General features: G+C 67.0%; 11 protein-coding genes. All 11 read left to right on the top strand.

All coding sequences use genetic code 11. The annotated features are described in order from the left end of the window. Positions 1-52 precede the first annotated feature (52 nt). Complete coding sequence (locus AC3FJ6_RS01300) at positions 53-2035, top strand: propionate--CoA ligase (RefSeq protein WP_488770404.1); 1983 nt, start codon at positions 53-55, stop codon at positions 2033-2035. Positions 2036-2219: 184 nt separating this feature from the next. Next, positions 2220-4595 carry a bifunctional salicylyl-CoA 5-hydroxylase/oxidoreductase gene (locus AC3FJ6_RS01295; protein WP_488770403.1) on the top strand — a complete coding sequence of 792 codons (2376 nt, stop codon included), beginning with the start codon at positions 2220-2222 and terminating at the stop codon, positions 4593-4595. A gap of 2 nt (positions 4596-4597) precedes the next feature. Beyond that, complete coding sequence (locus AC3FJ6_RS01290; RefSeq protein ID WP_488770402.1) at positions 4598-5392, top strand: SDR family NAD(P)-dependent oxidoreductase; 795 nt, start codon at positions 4598-4600, stop codon at positions 5390-5392. Between the two features lie 91 nt (positions 5393-5483). Continuing rightward, the gene (locus tag AC3FJ6_RS01285; RefSeq protein ID WP_488770401.1) at positions 5484-6335 is read left to right on the top strand and encodes an enoyl-CoA hydratase family protein; all 852 of its coding nucleotides are present in this window, start codon (positions 5484-5486) and stop codon (positions 6333-6335) included. 9 nt (positions 6336-6344) lie between these two features. Next, the gene (locus AC3FJ6_RS01280; RefSeq protein WP_488770400.1) at positions 6345-7517 is read left to right on the top strand and encodes an acyl-CoA dehydrogenase family protein; all 1173 of its coding nucleotides are present in this window, start codon (positions 6345-6347) and stop codon (positions 7515-7517) included. Positions 7518-7549: 32 nt separating this feature from the next. After that, on the top strand, positions 7550-9229 hold the full coding sequence (locus AC3FJ6_RS01275) for an AMP-binding protein (RefSeq protein WP_488770399.1): 1680 nt from the start codon (positions 7550-7552) through the stop codon (positions 9227-9229). 38 nt (positions 9230-9267) lie between these two features. After that, positions 9268-9693 carry an acyl-CoA thioesterase gene (locus AC3FJ6_RS01270; RefSeq protein ID WP_153945341.1) on the top strand — a complete coding sequence of 142 codons (426 nt, stop codon included), beginning with the start codon at positions 9268-9270 and terminating at the stop codon, positions 9691-9693. 42 nt (positions 9694-9735) lie between these two features. After that, positions 9736-10149 carry a RidA family protein gene (locus tag AC3FJ6_RS01265; protein ID WP_153945340.1) on the top strand — a complete coding sequence of 138 codons (414 nt, stop codon included), beginning with the start codon at positions 9736-9738 and terminating at the stop codon, positions 10147-10149. A 329-nt stretch (positions 10150-10478) separates the two neighbouring features. Beyond that, positions 10479-11627, top strand: coding sequence for a glutamine-hydrolyzing carbamoyl-phosphate synthase small subunit (gene carA / locus AC3FJ6_RS01260; RefSeq protein WP_400391276.1), 1149 nt, complete (start codon positions 10479-10481; stop codon positions 11625-11627). A 47-nt stretch (positions 11628-11674) separates the two neighbouring features. Continuing rightward, a complete protein-coding gene (gene leuE / locus AC3FJ6_RS01255; protein ID WP_488770398.1) occupies positions 11675-12352 on the top strand; it encodes a leucine efflux protein LeuE in 678 nt (225 codons plus the stop codon). A 68-nt stretch (positions 12353-12420) separates the two neighbouring features. Then, positions 12421-15669, top strand: coding sequence for a carbamoyl-phosphate synthase large subunit (gene carB / locus AC3FJ6_RS01250; RefSeq protein WP_488770397.1), 3249 nt, complete (start codon positions 12421-12423; stop codon positions 15667-15669). Positions 15670-15904 lie beyond the last annotated feature (235 nt).

Genomic DNA, 15904 nt, shown 5'->3' with positions numbered 1-15904 from the left:
ATGGCCGTATCCGTGCCCAAGGGGACGGCGCCGCAAGTCGCTGCGCGATGCTGTGGACAGGCGCCGCGCGATAGCCCATCCCCCTCGGGCCCGGCCGGGCCATCCGCACCGCATTACGACAAACGACAAGCGGAGGAGACACATCATGACGGCAAGCCGTGCCCTGCACGCGCGTTCCTTGTCCGACAAGGCCGGATTCTGGGCCGAACAGGCCGCGCGCATCGATTGGGAAACCCCGTTCGAGCGCGTGCTCGACGACAGCCATCCGCCATTCGCGCGCTGGTTCGTTGGCGGGCGGACCAATCTCTGCCACAACGCCATCGATCGCCACCTTGCCGAGCGGGCCGACCAGCGCGCGCTGGTCTATGTGTCCACCGAGACCGATTCCGAGCGCGTCTACACCTATCGCCAGCTGCACGACGAGGTGAACCGGATGGCCGCCACGCTGCAGGCACTGGGCGTGCAGCGCGGAGACCGGGTGCTGGTCTACATGCCGATGATCCCCGAAGCGATGTTCGCGATGCTGGCCTGTACCCGCATCGGGGCCGTCCATTCGGTGGTGTTCGGCGGGTTTGCCTCGGTCAGCCTGGCCGCGCGTATCGACGATGCGAAGCCCAAGGTGATCGTCAGTGCCGATGCGGGGTCGCGCGCCGGCAAGGTGGTGCCGTACAAGCCGCTGCTGGACGAGGCGATCCGGCTGGCCGGCCATCATCCGGACAAGGTGCTGCTGGTGGACCGCAAGCTGGCCGACATGCCGCGCACCGCCGACCGTGACGAGGACTACGCCGCCTGGCGCGACAGGATGGCGGGCCGCCCGGTGCCGTGCGTATGGCTGGAATCGAGCGAGCCATCGTATGTGCTGTACACCTCGGGCACCACGGGCAAGCCCAAGGGCGTGCAGCGCGATACCGGCGGCTATGCGGTGGCGCTGGCCACGTCGATGGAATACATCTTCTGCGGCAAGCCTGGCGACACGATGTTCACGGCGTCCGACGTGGGATGGGTGGTGGGGCACAGCTATATCGTCTATGCGCCGCTGCTGGCCGGCATGACGACGGTGATGTACGAAGGCACGCCGATCCGTCCCGACGGCGGCATTCTCTGGAAGATCGTCGAGCGGCATGGCGTGAACATCATGTTCAGCGCGCCCACGGCCATCCGGGTGCTCAAGAAGCAGGACCCGGCGCTGCTGCGCCAGTACGACCTGTCCAGCCTGCGGCTGCTGTTCCTGGCGGGCGAGCCGCTGGACGAGCCCACGGCGCGCTGGATCCAGGACGGCATCGGCAAGCCGGTGGTCGATAACTACTGGCAGACCGAATCGGGCTGGCCGATCATCGCGATCCAGCGCGGCGTCGAGGCGTTGCCCGCCAAGCTGGGCTCGCCCGGCGTGCCGGCCTATGGCTATGACCTTCGGATCGTCGACGAGAGTACCGGCGAGGAATGTCTGCCGAACCAGAAGGGCGTGGTGGCCATCGACTATCCGCTGCCGCCCGGCTGCATGACCACGGTCTGGGGCGACGACGACCGCTTTGTACGCACCTACTGGTCGGCGGTGCCGAACCGGCAGTGCTATTCGACGTTCGACTGGGGCGTGCGCGATGACGATGGCTACATCTTCATCCTCGGGCGCACCGACGATGTGATCAACGTGGCCGGGCATCGGCTGGGCACGCGCGAGATCGAGGAAAGCCTGTCTTCCCACCCGGGCGTGGCGGAGGTGGCCGTGGTGGGTGTGCAGGACGCGCTGAAAGGGCAGGTGGCGCTGGGCTTCTGTATCGCCCGCGATGCTAGCCGCACCGGCACCGATGACGACCGCCTGATCTTTGAAGGCGAACTGATGAAGACCGTCGAGCAGCAGCTTGGCGCGGTGGCGCGGCCGGCGCGCGTGTTCTTTGTCAACGCGCTGCCGAAGACCCGCTCGGGCAAGTTGCTGCGCCGGGCCATCCAGGCCGTGGCGGAGGGGCGCGATCCGGGCGACCTCACGACGATCGAGGACCCGACGGCGCTCGATCAGGTAAAAGACGCCCTGGGCTGATTGATGTGGCGAAGGCTCCCCTTTTCTGCGCGGGCAGAGGAGGGGCCTGATCCGACCTCCGACGCGTCCTGAAATTCTGCTTGCCAGCCATCGTCAGGCGCCCTAATATTTTAAGCATAAAATATTTAACCCTGATGTAGAGCGCCATGGGCCCCGATGCCGGCGGCGTGCAGGAGACTGACAGATGCGAGTGCTCTGTATTGGTGGCGGCCCGGCAGGGTTGTACTTCGGGCTGCTGATGAAGCTGCAGGACCCGGCCAACGAGGTGGTGGTGGTCGAGCGCAACCGGCCGTACGACACGTTCGGTTGGGGCGTGGTGTTTTCCGACGCCACGCTGGAAAACCTGAAGCAGGCCGATCCGGTCAGCGCGGCCGAAATCAACGCGGCGTTCAATCACTGGGACGATATCGACATCCATATCGGCGGGCGCACCATCCGCTCGGGCGGGCACGGGTTCATCGGCATTGGCCGCAAACGCCTGCTCAACATCCTGCAGGCCCGCTGCGAGGCGCTGGGCGTGAAGCTGGTGTTCGAGACCGACGCCACTGACGACCAGGCGCTGGCCCGGCAGTACAACGCCGACCTGGTGATTGCGTCCGATGGCATCAACAGCCGCATCCGCACCCGCTACGCCGAGACCTTCGCGCCCGATATCGACACGCGCCAGTGCCGCTTTGTCTGGCTGGGCACCCACAAGCTGTTCGACGCGTTCACGTTTGCGTTCGAGAAGACCGAGCATGGCTGGTTCCAGGCCCATGCCTACCGCTTCGATGACGACACATCGACGTTCATCGTCGAAGCCCCGGAGCCCGTGTGGCGCGCCGCCGGCATCGAACAGATGAGCCAGGAAGAGGGCGTGGCATTCTGCGAACGGCTCTTCGCCCGCCATCTGGACGGCCACCGGCTCATCAGCAATGCCACGCACCTGCGCGGCTCGGCCAACTGGATCCGCTTCCCGCGCGTGATCTGCCACCGCTGGGTGCACTGGAACACGCTGGCCGACGGCCGCCGCGTGCCGGTGGTGCTGATGGGCGATGCCGCGCACACCGCGCATTTCTCGATCGGCTCAGGCACCAAGCTGGCGCTGGAAGACGCAATCGACCTGGCCAACGAGATCGGCGCGCAGCGCGCCGCCGGCGTGGATGGGGTGCCCGAGGCGCTGACGCGCTACGAGGCCACGCGCAGCGTGGAGGTGCTGAAGATCCAGAACGCCGCGCGCAATTCCACCGAATGGTTCGAGAATGTCGAACGCTACGCGGGCATGGCGCCCGAGCAGTTCGCCTATTCGCTGCTGACGCGTTCGCAGCGGATTTCGCACGAGAACCTGCGCGTGCGCGATGCCGGCTACGTCGCCGGGTTCGAGCAATGGCTGGCCGCCCAGGCCGGCGTGCCACCGGAAACGCTGAAGCTGCGCGCCGCCGCCGGCGACGCGGGCCTGCCGCCGATGTTCACGCCGTTCACGGTGCGCGGCGTCACGCTGAAGAACCGCGTGGTGGTGAGCCCGATGGCGATGTATTCGTCGGTGGACGGCGTGCCGGGCGATTTCCACCTGGTGCATCTGGGCTCGCGCGCCATGGGCGGCGCCGGCATGGTGGTGGCCGAGATGACCTGCGTGTCGCCCGATGCGCGTATCACGCCGGGCTGCCCAGGGCTGTGGAACGACGCCCAGCGCGATGCCTGGAAGCGCATCGTCGATTTCGTACACGCCAACAGCGACGCCCGCATCGCCATGCAGCTGGGTCATGCCGGCCGCAAGGGCTCGACGCAGCTGGGCTGGGAGAAGATGGACTACCCGCTGGCCGAGGGCAACTGGCCGCTGGAATCGGCATCGGCGCTGCCCTACCTGCCGGGCGTGTCGCAGGTGCCGCGCGAGATGACCCGCGCCGACATGGATCGCGTGCGCGACGACTTCGTGGCCAATGCCCGCCGCGCGGCGGAGGCCGGCTTCGACTGGCTGGAACTGCACTGCGCGCACGGTTATCTGCTGTCGAGCTTTATCTCGCCGCTGACCAATGTACGTACCGACGGCTACGGCGGCTCGCTGACCAACCGGCTGCGCTTTCCGCTGGAGGTCTTTGCCGCGGTGCGCGCCGTCTGGCCGCAGGACAAGCCGATGTCGGTGCGGATTTCGGCGCACGACTGGGTCGAAGGCGGCATCACGGCCGACGATGCCGTGGAAATCGCGCGCGCCTTCAAGGCGGCCGGCGCCGACATGATCGACTGTTCGTCCGGCCAGGTCAGCCCCGACCAGACCCCGGTCTATGGCCGGATGTACCAGACGCCGTTCGCCGACCGCATCCGCAACGAGGCCGGCATTCCGACGATTGCCGTCGGCGCCATCTTCGAGGCCGACCACGTGGACAGCATCGTGGCGGCGGGCCGCGCCGACCTGTGCGCGATTGCCCGCCCGCACCTGGCCGATCCGGCCTGGACGCTGCACGAAGCCGCACGGCTGGGCTTCCGCGACATCACCTGGCCCAGGCAATACGTGGCCGGCAAGCGGCAGCTCGAAACCAACCTGGCGCGGGCAGCTTCGTACGCGCAGCAAGCGGGGAAGTGATCATGGCGATGGCGTTGCAGGGCCACCATGCGCTGGTTACCGGCGGCGGACGCGGCATTGGCGCGGCGATTGCCCGCCGGCTGCTGGAAGAGGGCGCGAGCGTGACGCTGGTGGGCCGCGACTGCACGGTGCTGGACGCGGCCATGCAGGCGCTCGAGCCGCTGGCCGTCGATGGCGCGGCGCTGGGCATGGCGGCGGCCGACATCACCGATGCCGACGAGGTGGCCGGTGCCTTTGCCCAGGCCGCCAGCGAACGCGGCCCGATCACGGTGCTGATCAACAACGCGGGCCAGGCCCATAGCGCACCGTTCGCCAGGACCGACCTGGCGCTGTGGCAGCGCATGCTCGACGTGAACCTGACCGGCACCTTCCTGTGTACGCAAGCGGCGCTGCCCGCGATGCTGGAGCAGGGCTGGGGCCGCATCGTCAACGTGGCGAGCACGGCCGGGCTGATCGGCTACGGCTACGTCAGCGCCTACTGCGCGGCCAAGCACGGCGTGATCGGCCTGACCCGCGCGCTGGCACTGGAGCTGGCGCCGAAGGGCATCACCGTGAACGCGGTGTGCCCGGGCTATACCGAGACCGACATCGTGCGCGATGCGGTGTCCAATATCGTCGACAAGACCGGCCGCACGGAAGAACAGGCGCGCGCCGAGCTGGCCGCGCGCAATCCGCAGCGCCGGCTGGTGCAGCCCGACGAGGTGGCCGATGCCGTGGCGTGGCTGTGCCGTCCATCGGCATCCGCCATCACCGGGCAGGCCGTGCCGGTGGCGGGCGGCGAGGTGATGGTGGGGTGAAGTACCGGGGTGTTACGCCCCGCTTCCACGTCGCGGCAGCAGGGCGGCAACCAAACCAAATGCAGGTCAAGAATCCAAAGCGAGACAAACGATGAGCGATGTAGCACTGGACATGCGCCACCACAAGCGCACCTTTGCCGACTACCAGCCGAAGCACTTCCTGTGGTCGGTGTCGGCCGACGGCAAGGTGGCCACGATCACGCTGAACCGGCCGGAGCGCAAGAATCCGCTGACGTTCGATTCCTACGCCGAGCTGCGCGACCTGTTCCGCGCGCTGTGCTATGCCAAGGACATCAAGGCCGTGGTGATAACCGGCGCGGGCGGCAACTATTGCTCGGGCGGCGACGTGCACGAGATCATCGGGCCGCTGACGCGCATGTCAATGCCCGAACTGCTCGACTTCACGCGCATGACGGGCGACCTGGTCAAGGCCATGCGCGCCTGCCCGCAGCCGGTGATCAGTGCGATCGACGGCATCTGCGCCGGCGCCGGCGCCATGATGGCGCTGGCATCCGATATGCGGCTGGGAACGGCGCAGGCCAAAACGGCTTTCCTGTTCGTCCGCGTGGGCCTGGCCGGGGCGGACATGGGCGCCTGCACGCTGCTGCCGCGCATGATCGGGCAGGGCCGGGCCAGCGAACTGCTCTACACGGGCCGCGCGATGACGGCCGACGAAGGCCTGCAGTGGGGCTTTTTCAATGCGCTGCATGCCTCGGAATCCGTGCTGGCCGAGGCGCAGGCGCTGGCCGCCCAGATCGCGGCGGGCCCCACCTTCGCGCACGGCGTGACCAAGAAGCTGCTGCACCAGGAGTGGAATATGGGCGTGGACGAGGCCATCGAGGCCGAGGCCGAAGCCCAGGCCATCTGCATGCAGACGCGCGACTTCCGGCGTGCCTACGATGCATTCGTGGCGAAGCAGAAGCCCGTCTTCGAAGGCGATTGAGGAGCCGGCATGAGCGACAAGACCTATCTCGACCTGCCGTTCTTCGACGACGCGCATCGCCAGCTGGAACGCGAGCTGGACGGCTGGTGCGGCCAGCACCTGCGCGATATCGACCATCACGACGCCGATGCTGCATGCCGGGGGCTGGTGCGCCAGCTGGGCCAGGCGGGCTGGCTGCGCTACTGCGTGCCGGCGGCCTTTGGCGGCGCGCTGCCGGCGCTGGATTCACGCGCGCTGTGCCTGCTGCGCGAAACGCTGGCGCGTCACGACGGCCTGGCCGACTTCGCCTTCGCCATGCAGGGGCTGGGCTCCGGTGCGATCACGCTGGCCGGCAGCGACGCCGTGCGCGAACGCTACCTGCCGCGCGTGGCCCGGGGCGAGGCGATTGCGGCCTTTGCGCTGTCGGAGCCCGAGGCCGGCTCAGATGTAGCGGCGATGCAGTGCAGCGCGCGGCTGTCCGACGATGGCAGCCACTACGTGCTGGACGGCGCCAAGACCTGGATCTCGAATGGCGGCATCGCCGACTTCTACTGCGTCTTCGCCCGAACCGGCGAAGCGCCGGGCGCGCGCGGCATCACGGCCTTCGTGGTCGATGCCGATACGCCGGGCCTGTCGATTGCCGAGCGGATCGACGTCATCGCGCCGCATCCGCTGGCCACGCTGCGCTTCGATCACTGCCGCGTGCCGGTGGGCAACCGGCTGGGCGAGGCGGGGCAGGGCTTCAAGGTGGCGATGATGACGCTGGACATCTTCCGCGCGTCGGTGGCGGCGGCTGCGCTGGGCTTTGGCCGCGCCGCGCTGGACGACGCGCTGGCGCGCGCCACGTCGCGGCCGATGTTCGGCGGCGTGCTGGCCGACCTGCAGCTGACGCAGGCCGCGATTGGCGAGATGGCCACGGCCATCGACTCGGCCGCGCTGCTGACCTACCGTGCCGCCTGGCTGCGTGACGTGCGCCAGCAGCGCACCACGCGCGAGGCGGCCATGGCCAAGATGGTGGCCACCGAGCACGCGCAGCAGGTGATCGACCGCGCCGTGCAGATCTTTGGCGGCCTGGGCGTCAAGGCGGGCACGCGTGTGGAACGCCTGTACCGCGAGATCCGCTCGCTGCGTATTTACGAAGGCGCCACCGAGGTGCAGAAGCTGATCATCGCGCGCGAGACCCTGGCTGCGCGCCCGGCCTGACGCATCGCATCCGAATCGAACAGGAGACAAGCATGGTCGCCCCCACCATCGTCCCGAATGCCGCCACGGCGCACGTCGACACCTTCGCCCGCGATCGCCTGCCGCCGCCGGATACGTGGCCGGTATTCCAGTTCAACGACGACACGCGCTACCCGGCGCGGCTCAACGCGGCCGTGGAGTTGGTGGACCGCCATGTGTCCGACGGCAATGGCCAGCGCGTGGCGGTGCGCCATGAGCGCGACGGGCGCATCGAAACGGTGACTTACGCGCAACTGTCCGCGCTGGTCAGCCGCATCGCCCATGTGCTGGTGGAGGATATGAAGCTGGTGCCGGGCAACCGCGTGCTGCTGCGCGGGCCGAACAACCTGATGATGGCGGCCAGCTGGCTGGCCACGGTCAAGGCGGGCCTGATCGCAGTGCCGACGATGCCGCTGCTGCGCGCCAAGGAACTGCGCCAGATCATCGACAAGGCGCAGGTCACGGCCGCGCTGTGCGACGCCCGCCTGCGCGACGAACTCGACGCCAACCAGCGCGCCGACGGCGAGCACTTCTGCCCGACGCTGACCACGGTACGGTACTTCAACGGCACCGGCCCGGGGTCGCTGGAAGCCGCGATGGACGGCAAGCCGGATACGTTTGCCGCCTGCGACACCGCCACCGACGACATCTGCCTGATCGCCTTCACCAGCGGTACCACGGGCCAGCCCAAGGGCACCGTGCATTTCCACCGCGATGTCTTGGCGATGTGCGACCTGTTCCCGCGCCACGTGCTGAAGCCCACGCCGGACGACGTGTTCTGCGGCACGCCGCCGATCGCGTTCACGTTCGGGCTGGGCGGCATGCTGTGTTTCCCGCTGCGCATCGGCGCCAGCACGGCGCTGGCCGAGAAGCTCACGCCCGAGACGCTGCTCAAGCTGATCCAGGACCACCGTGCCACCGTGGTGTTCACGGCCCCCACCTTCTACCGGCAGATGGCCACGCTGGCCGGGAATTTCGATATCGGCAGCCTGAAGAAGAGCGTATCGGCCGGCGAGGCGCTGCCTGACGCCACGCGCCAGGCCTGGAAGGCGGCCACCGGCATCGAGATGATCGACGGGCTGGGCGGGACCGAGATGATGCATATCTTCGTGTCCAGCGCCGGCGCCGATGTCCGGCCCGGCGCCGTGGGCCGCGTGGTGCCCGGCTACGAGGCGCGCATCGTGGACGACAACATGCAGCCGCTGCCGCCCGGCACCGTGGGCAAGCTCGCGGTGCGCGGCCCGACCGGCTGCCGCTATCTCGACGACCCGCGCCAGGAAGTCTATGTGCGCGAAGGCTGGAACCTGCCCGGCGATACCTTCATGGCCGACGAGGACGGCTACTACTTCTACCAGGCCCGCTCGGACGACATGATCATCTCGGCCGGCTACAACATCGCCGGCCCCGAGGTGGAGGGCACGCTGATGAAGCACGCATTCGTGGCCGAGTGCGGCGTGGTGGGCGCGGCCGACGCCGAGCGCGGCCAGGTGGTGACGGCCTACGTGGTGCTGCGCCCCGGCGTGGCGGCCGACGCGGCCACGTGTGCCGCCCTGCAGGACTACTGCAAGCGCGAGATCGCGCCCTACAAGTATCCGCGCCGCATCGAGTTCGTGGCCGCGCTGCCGCGCACCGAGACGGGCAAGCTGCAACGCTTCCGGCTGCGGCAAATGGCCAACGAGGGCGGACGGCCGTGAGCGAACCGTCACAAGGGAGCCGTCATGAGGGAGCCGTCATGAGCGAGGTATTCCGCAACCACGTGCGCATCCGCTTCAAGCATTGCGACGCCGCCGGCATCGTGTTCTATCCGCGCTACTTCGAGATGCTGAACGACTTGATCGAAGACTGGTTCGCCGAGGCGCTGGACTGGCCGTTCGACGCCATGCACGGGGCGGCGCACGCGGGCATTCCGACGGCCGAGTTGCAGTGCCGCTTCGAGGCGCCGAGCCGCCTGGGCGAACTGCTCACGCGCGAACTGCGTGTGACACACATCGGCCGCAGCAGCTTTGCGGTGCAGATCCGCTTTGCCGGCCCGGATGGCGACACGCGCATGGCCATCACCCAGCGCCTGGTCTGCGTGGACACGCGCCAGATGGCCCCGCAGCCGCTGCCTGACCCCGTGCGCACCGCGATGGGGCGCTTCCTGGCGCCCGCCGCGTAAGCCAGAACAAACCAGACGATGGCAACACCGAAAGGACCCAACATGCTGAAGACATTGCAACCGCCCGACTGGGCAGCGCCGAAGGGCTACGCCAACGGCATCCTAGCCGACATGCAGGTGGGCAGCCGCCTGATATTCGTGGGCGGCCAGATTGGCTGGAACGGCCAGTGCGAATTCGAGACCGACGACTTCGCGCTGCAGGTGGCGCAGGCGCTGCGCAATATCGTGGCGGTGCTGGAGCAGGGCGGGGCGCGGCCCGAGCACATCGCGCGCATGACCTGGTACGTGAAGGACAAGGCCGAATACGTGGGCGCCTACAAGGCCATCGGCCAGCACTATCGCGATATCGTGGGCCGGCATTTTCCGGCCATGACGGCCGTCGAAGTGGCCGACCTGGTGGAGCCGCGGGCCAAGGTGGAAATCGAAGTCACGGCGGTGGTGCCGCCGGCGGCGTAAATCCCGCGCGATGCCGGCGGAGCGCGGTGGTGCGGCCGTCTGGCATGCCGATGGCCGGTAAGCCGGCGGCCGCGTCTGTCCATCGTAAGTTGTTGAATACTTGAGAAATTGGGTACGGCGGGATATAATCCGAAAGTTTCGCTTTCAGAACCCTTCACCCTAGCGCCTACCGTATTCCACCTTCCGCCGCCCCGCTTGCGCGCGTTTTTCATGCACTGCAAAAATGTGATGAAAAAGCCATGCGCCAGCCGGTCCCTTTGTTGGGCCGCCTACGGGGCACGAGGCGTTGAGCAGGTCGGTCACGGGGTGAGTCCAGCAGGAGCCTACCCGTGTTACCGTCTTTTCCGTCCGCCATCCTCGCGCTTGCAGACGGCACGGTCTTTCGTGGCTATTCCATCGGCGCTTCCGGCCATACGATCGGCGAAGTGGTGTTCAACACCGCCATCACCGGTTATCAGGAAATCCTCACCGACCCCAGCTATTCCCGGCAGATCGTCACGCTGACGTATCCGCATATCGGCAATTACGGCGTCAATCCTGAGGATGTAGAAGCCACGAAAGTCCATGCCGCCGGCCTGATCATCAAGGATCTGCCGCTTCTGGCCTCCAACTTCCGCAAGGAACACACGCTCGCCCACTACCTGAAGCAGGAAAAGGTCGTGGCGATTGCCGGTATCGACACCCGCAAGCTGACCCGTATCCTCCGCGAGAAGGGCGCCCAGAACGGCTGCATCCTGGCGGGCGAGGACAACGTGCAGAAGGCCATCGACCTGGCGCGCTCGTTCCCGGGCCTGTCGGGCATGGACCTGGCCAAGGTGGTGTCGGTCAAGGAACCGTACGCGTGGACCCAGACCGAATGGAAGCTGGGCGAAGGCTATGGCAAGCAGGACAAGCCGCAGTTCCACGTGGTGGCCTATGACTACGGCGTCAAGTTCAACATCCTGCGCATGCTGGCCGAGCGCGGCTGCAAGGTGACGGTGCTGCCGGCGCAGGCCAGCGCGGCCGACGCCCTGGCGCTGAATCCGGACGGTATCTTCCTGTCGAACGGCCCCGGCGACCCCGAGCCGTGCGACTACGCCATCGCCGCCACGCGCGAGTTCATCGCCCGCGGCATCCCTACGTTCGGCATCTGCCTGGGTCACCAGATCATGGCGCTGGCCGTGGGCGCGAAGACGCTCAAGATGAGCACGGGTCACCATGGCGCCAACCATCCGGTCAAGGATCACGACGATGGCCGCGTGGTGATTACGTCTCAGAACCATGGCTTTGCCGTGGATGCGGCGACGCTGCCGGCCAATGCGCGTGTCACGCACACGTCGCTGTTCGACGGCACGCTGCAGGGCTTCGCACTGACCGACAAGCCTGCTTTCTGCTTCCAGGGTCACCCCGAAGCGTCGCCGGGTCCGCATGACATCGCGTACCTGTTCGACCGCTTCACGAAGCTGATGCAGGACGCCCGCGCCAAGGCTGCCGCCTGACGCGGCGCGTTGGATGCAACGAGAGACCTGAACGGAATCCACCTGCCATGACCGCTTTCATGCACGCCAGCTTCGGCATCACCGATTTCTGGACCTATGTGCTCGGCACGATCTTCATCGTGCTGCTGCCCGGGCCGAACTCGATGTATGTGCTGTCGGTGGCCGCCCAGCGCGGCGTGCGTGCCGGCTACAAGGGTGCGTGCGGCGTGTTCCTCGGCGATGCCATCCTGATGGTGCTGTCGGCCGCGGGCGTGGCTTCGCTGCTCAAGGCCAGCCCGGCGCTGTTCCACGTGATCAAGTACGTGGGCGCCGGCTACCTGGGGTGGATCGGCTTCCAGATGTTGCGCGGCGCAGTGCGCAACTGGACCAGGCCGGCCGACCCCGCTGCCGCGCAGGCGGCGGCCGTGCCGGTGGACAGGTCTTCGAACCCGTTCACCAAGGCGCTGGTCATCAGCCTGCTGAACCCGAAGGCCATCCTGTTCTTCATCTCGTTCTTCATCCAGTTCGTGGATCCGCAGTTCGCGTATCCGGCGCTGTCGTTCGTGGCGCTGGGCCTGGTCTGCCAGATCTGCAGTCTTGCGTACCTGACGACGATCATCTTCGTGGGCGCGCGGCTGGCCGATGCGTTCCGACGCCGCCGGCGCCTGTCCGCGGGCATGTCGAGCGGCGTCGGCGCGATGTTCATCGGCTTCGGTGCCAAGCTGGCCACGGCCACCCTGGGCTGACGACCCAAAACCTGATATCCGGTACGGCCCGCGGGAACTTGCGGACCGGCCAATAAAGAGAGCGTGCAATGCCAAAGCGCACAGACATCAAGAGCATCCTAATCATCGGCGCAGGCCCGATCATCATCGGCCAGGCGTGCGAATTCGACTACTCCGGCGCACAGGCCTGCAAGGCGCTGCGCGAAGAGGGCTTCAAGGTCATCCTGGTCAACTCGAACCCGGCGACCATCATGACGGACCCAAACACGGCCGACGTGACGTACATCGAGCCCATCACCTGGGAAGTGGTCGAGCGCATCATCGAGAAGGAGCGCCCCGACGCCATCCTGCCGACCATGGGCGGCCAGACCGCGCTGAACTGCGCACTGGACCTGCATCGCCATGGCGTGCTGGACAAGTACAAGGTGGAGCTGATCGGCGCATCGCCGGAAGCCATCGACAAGGCCGAAGACCGCCAGAAGTTCAAGGACGCGATGACCAAGATCGGTCTCGGTTCGGCCAAGTCGGGCATCGCCCACTCGATGGACGAGGCCGTGGCCGTGCAGTCGCGCATCGCCCAGGAAACCGGCTCCACCGGCTACCCGATCGTGATCCGCCCGTCGTTCACGCTGGGCGGCACCGGCGGCGGCATCGCCTACAACCGCGAAGAGTTCGAAGAGATCTGCAAGCGCGGCCTGGACCTGTCGCCCACGCGCGAGCTGCTGATCGAGGAATCGCTGCTCGGCTGGAAGGAATACGAGATGGAAGTGGTCCGCGACAAGGCGGACAACTGCATCATCATCTGCTCGATCGAAAACCTGGACCCGATGGGCATCCACACCGGTGACTCGATCACCGTGGCCCCGGCCCAGACGCTGACCGACAAGGAATACCAGATCCTGCGTAACGCGTCGCTGGCCGTGCTGCGCGAGATCGGCGTCGACACCGGCGGTTCGAACGTGCAGTTCTCGATCAACCCGGCGGACGGCCGGATGATCGTGATCGAGATGAACCCGCGTGTGTCGCGTTCGTCGGCACTGGCCTCGAAGGCCACGGGCTTCCCGATCGCCAAGGTCGCGGCCAAGCTGGCCGTGGGCTACACGCTGGACGAGCTCAAGAACGAAATCACCGGCGGCCAGACCCCGGCGTCGTTCGAGCCGTCGATCGACTACGTGGTCACCAAGGTGCCGCGTTTCGCGTTCGAGAAGTTCCCGGCCGCCGACAGCCACCTGACCACGCAGATGAAGTCGGTCGGTGAAGTGATGGCCATGGGCCGTACGTTCCAGGAATCGTTCCAGAAGGCGCTGCGCGGCCTGGAAGTGGGCGTGGACGGCCTGGACGAGAAGTCCACCGACCGCGACGAAGTGGTCGAGGAAATCGGCGAAGCCGGCCCGGACCGTATCTGGTACGTGGGCGACGCGTTCCGCCTGGGCATGTCGCTGGAAGAAGTGCACGCCGAGACCGATATCGATCCGTGGTTCCTGGCCCAGATCGAAGACATCGTCAAGACCGAAGGCCTGGTGCGCAACCGCACGCTGGAAAGCCTGTCGGCCGCCGAACTGCGCTTCCTGAAGCAGAAGGGCTTCTCGGACCGCCGCCTGGCCCGCCTGCTGAAGACCGACGCCAAGGCCGTGCGCGAGGCGCGCGTGGCGCAGAACGTGCGCCCGGTCTACAAGCGCGTGGACACCTGCGCGGCCGAGTTCGCCACCAACACGGCTTACATGTACGGCACGTATGAAGCCGAGCATGGCGAGTGCGAAGCGGAACCGACCGCCAACAAGAAGATCATGGTGCTGGGCGGTGGCCCGAACCGGATCGGCCAGGGTATCGAGTTCGACTACTGCTGCGTGCACGCCGCGCTGGCGCTGCGCGAAGACGGGTACGAGACCATCATGGTCAACTGCAACCCGGAAACCGTGTCGACCGACTATGACACGTCGGACCGCCTGTACTTCGAGCCGCTGACGCTGGAAGACGTGCTGGAAATCGTCGACAAGGAAAAGCCGGTCGGCGTGATCGTCCAGTATGGCGGCCAGACCCCGCTGAAGCTGGCGCTGGACCTGGAAGCCAACGGCGTGCCCATCATCGGCACGAGCCCGGACATGATCGACGCCGCGGAAGACCGCGAGCGTTTCCAGAAGCTGCTGCAGGACCTGGGCCTGCGCCAGCCGCCGAACCGCACGGCGCGCGCCGAGGACGAAGCCCTGCGCCTGGCCGAAGAAATCGGTTATCCGCTGGTGGTGCGCCCGTCGTACGTGCTGGGCGGCCGCGCGATGGAAATCGTGCATGAGCCGCGCGACCTGGAACGCTACATGCGCGAGGCCGTGAAGGTCTCGAACGATTCGCCGGTGCTGTTGGACCGCTTCCTGAACGACGCGATCGAGTGCGACGTCGACGCCCTGTGCGACGGCCAGCGCGTGTTTATCGGCGGCGTGATGGAGCACATCGAGCAGGCTGGCGTGCACTCGGGCGATTCAGCCTGCTCGCTGCCGCCGTACTCGCTGTCGCAGGCAACGGTCGACGAACTCAAGCGCCAGACCGCCGCCATGGCGAAGGCGCTGAACGTGGTCGGCCTGATGAACGTGCAGTTCGCGATCCAGCAGAAGAACGGCGAAGACGTCGTCTACGTGCTGGAAGTGAACCCGCGTGCGTCGCGTACGGTGCCGTACGTGTCGAAGGCCACCGGCCTGTCGCTGGCCAAGATCGCCGCGCGCTGCATGGCGGGCCAGTCGCTGGATTCGCAGGGTATCGGCGCCGAAGTGGTGCCGCCGTACTTCAGCGTCAAGGAGGCCGTGTTCCCGTTCAACAAGTTCCCGGGCGTGGATCCGGTCCTCGGACCTGAAATGCGTTCCACCGGCGAAGTGATGGGCGTGGGCAAGGTGTTCGGCGAAGCCCTGTTCAAGAGCCAGCTGGCGGCCGGTTCGCGCCTGCCCGAAAAGGGCACCGTGCTGATTACGGTGAAGGACAGCGACAAGCCGCGCGCCGTCACCGTGGCCCGCATGCTGCACGACCTGGGTTACCCGATCGTTGCCACGCGCGGCACGGCTTCGGCCATCGAGGCCGCCGGCATTCCGGTCCGCGTGGTCAACAAGGTCAAGGACGGCCGTCCGCACATCGTGGACATGATCAAGAACGGCGAACTGGCCCTGGTCTTCACGACCGTGGACGAGACGCGCACGGCCATTGCCGATTCGCGCTCGATCCGGATCGCCGCGCTGGCCAACCGCGTGCCGTACTACACCACCATCGCCGGCGCCAACGCCGCCGTGGAAGGCCTGAAGCACATGCAAAGCCTGGAGGTCTACGACCTGCAGGGCCTGCACAAGCAACTGGCCTGATCCAGGCCCGTCAGTGCCGCCAATGCTGCGGTGCGGGGGGAATACCCCGTGCCGCGGCACTGCCGCCGGGTTGAAACCGGCGGCAGTTCTGGCCTAAACTACGTCGAATTCGCTGATCGATCCGCACCCCGGTGCCGGTTCGATCCCATCTGAAAGCCGCGGTCGAGCGGAAGTGCTGACCGGCAGAATCGCTGCCGGAGCATGGTTCCAGCTCCGCTGCGGCTCATTTTTTTGT

Source organism: Cupriavidus sp. 94F1 (genome assembly GCF_057798875.1).
This window is presented reverse-complemented; position numbering and strand designations above follow the sequence as displayed.

Coding starts and splice junctions, on each gene's coding strand:
- carB (WP_488770397.1), top strand. CDS start 12,421: ATGCCAAAGCGCACAGACATCAAGAGCATCCTAATCATCGGCGCAGGC.
- AC3FJ6_RS01295 (WP_488770403.1), top strand. CDS start 2,220: ATGCGAGTGCTCTGTATTGGTGGCGGCCCGGCAGGGTTGTACTTCGGG.
- AC3FJ6_RS01265 (WP_153945340.1), top strand. CDS start 9,736: ATGCTGAAGACATTGCAACCGCCCGACTGGGCAGCGCCGAAGGGCTAC.
- AC3FJ6_RS01290 (WP_488770402.1), top strand. CDS start 4,598: ATGGCGATGGCGTTGCAGGGCCACCATGCGCTGGTTACCGGCGGCGGA.
- AC3FJ6_RS01285 (WP_488770401.1), top strand. CDS start 5,484: ATGAGCGATGTAGCACTGGACATGCGCCACCACAAGCGCACCTTTGCC.
- leuE (WP_488770398.1), top strand. CDS start 11,675: ATGACCGCTTTCATGCACGCCAGCTTCGGCATCACCGATTTCTGGACC.
- AC3FJ6_RS01280 (WP_488770400.1), top strand. CDS start 6,345: ATGAGCGACAAGACCTATCTCGACCTGCCGTTCTTCGACGACGCGCAT.
- AC3FJ6_RS01275 (WP_488770399.1), top strand. CDS start 7,550: ATGGTCGCCCCCACCATCGTCCCGAATGCCGCCACGGCGCACGTCGAC.
- AC3FJ6_RS01270 (WP_153945341.1), top strand. CDS start 9,268: ATGAGCGAGGTATTCCGCAACCACGTGCGCATCCGCTTCAAGCATTGC.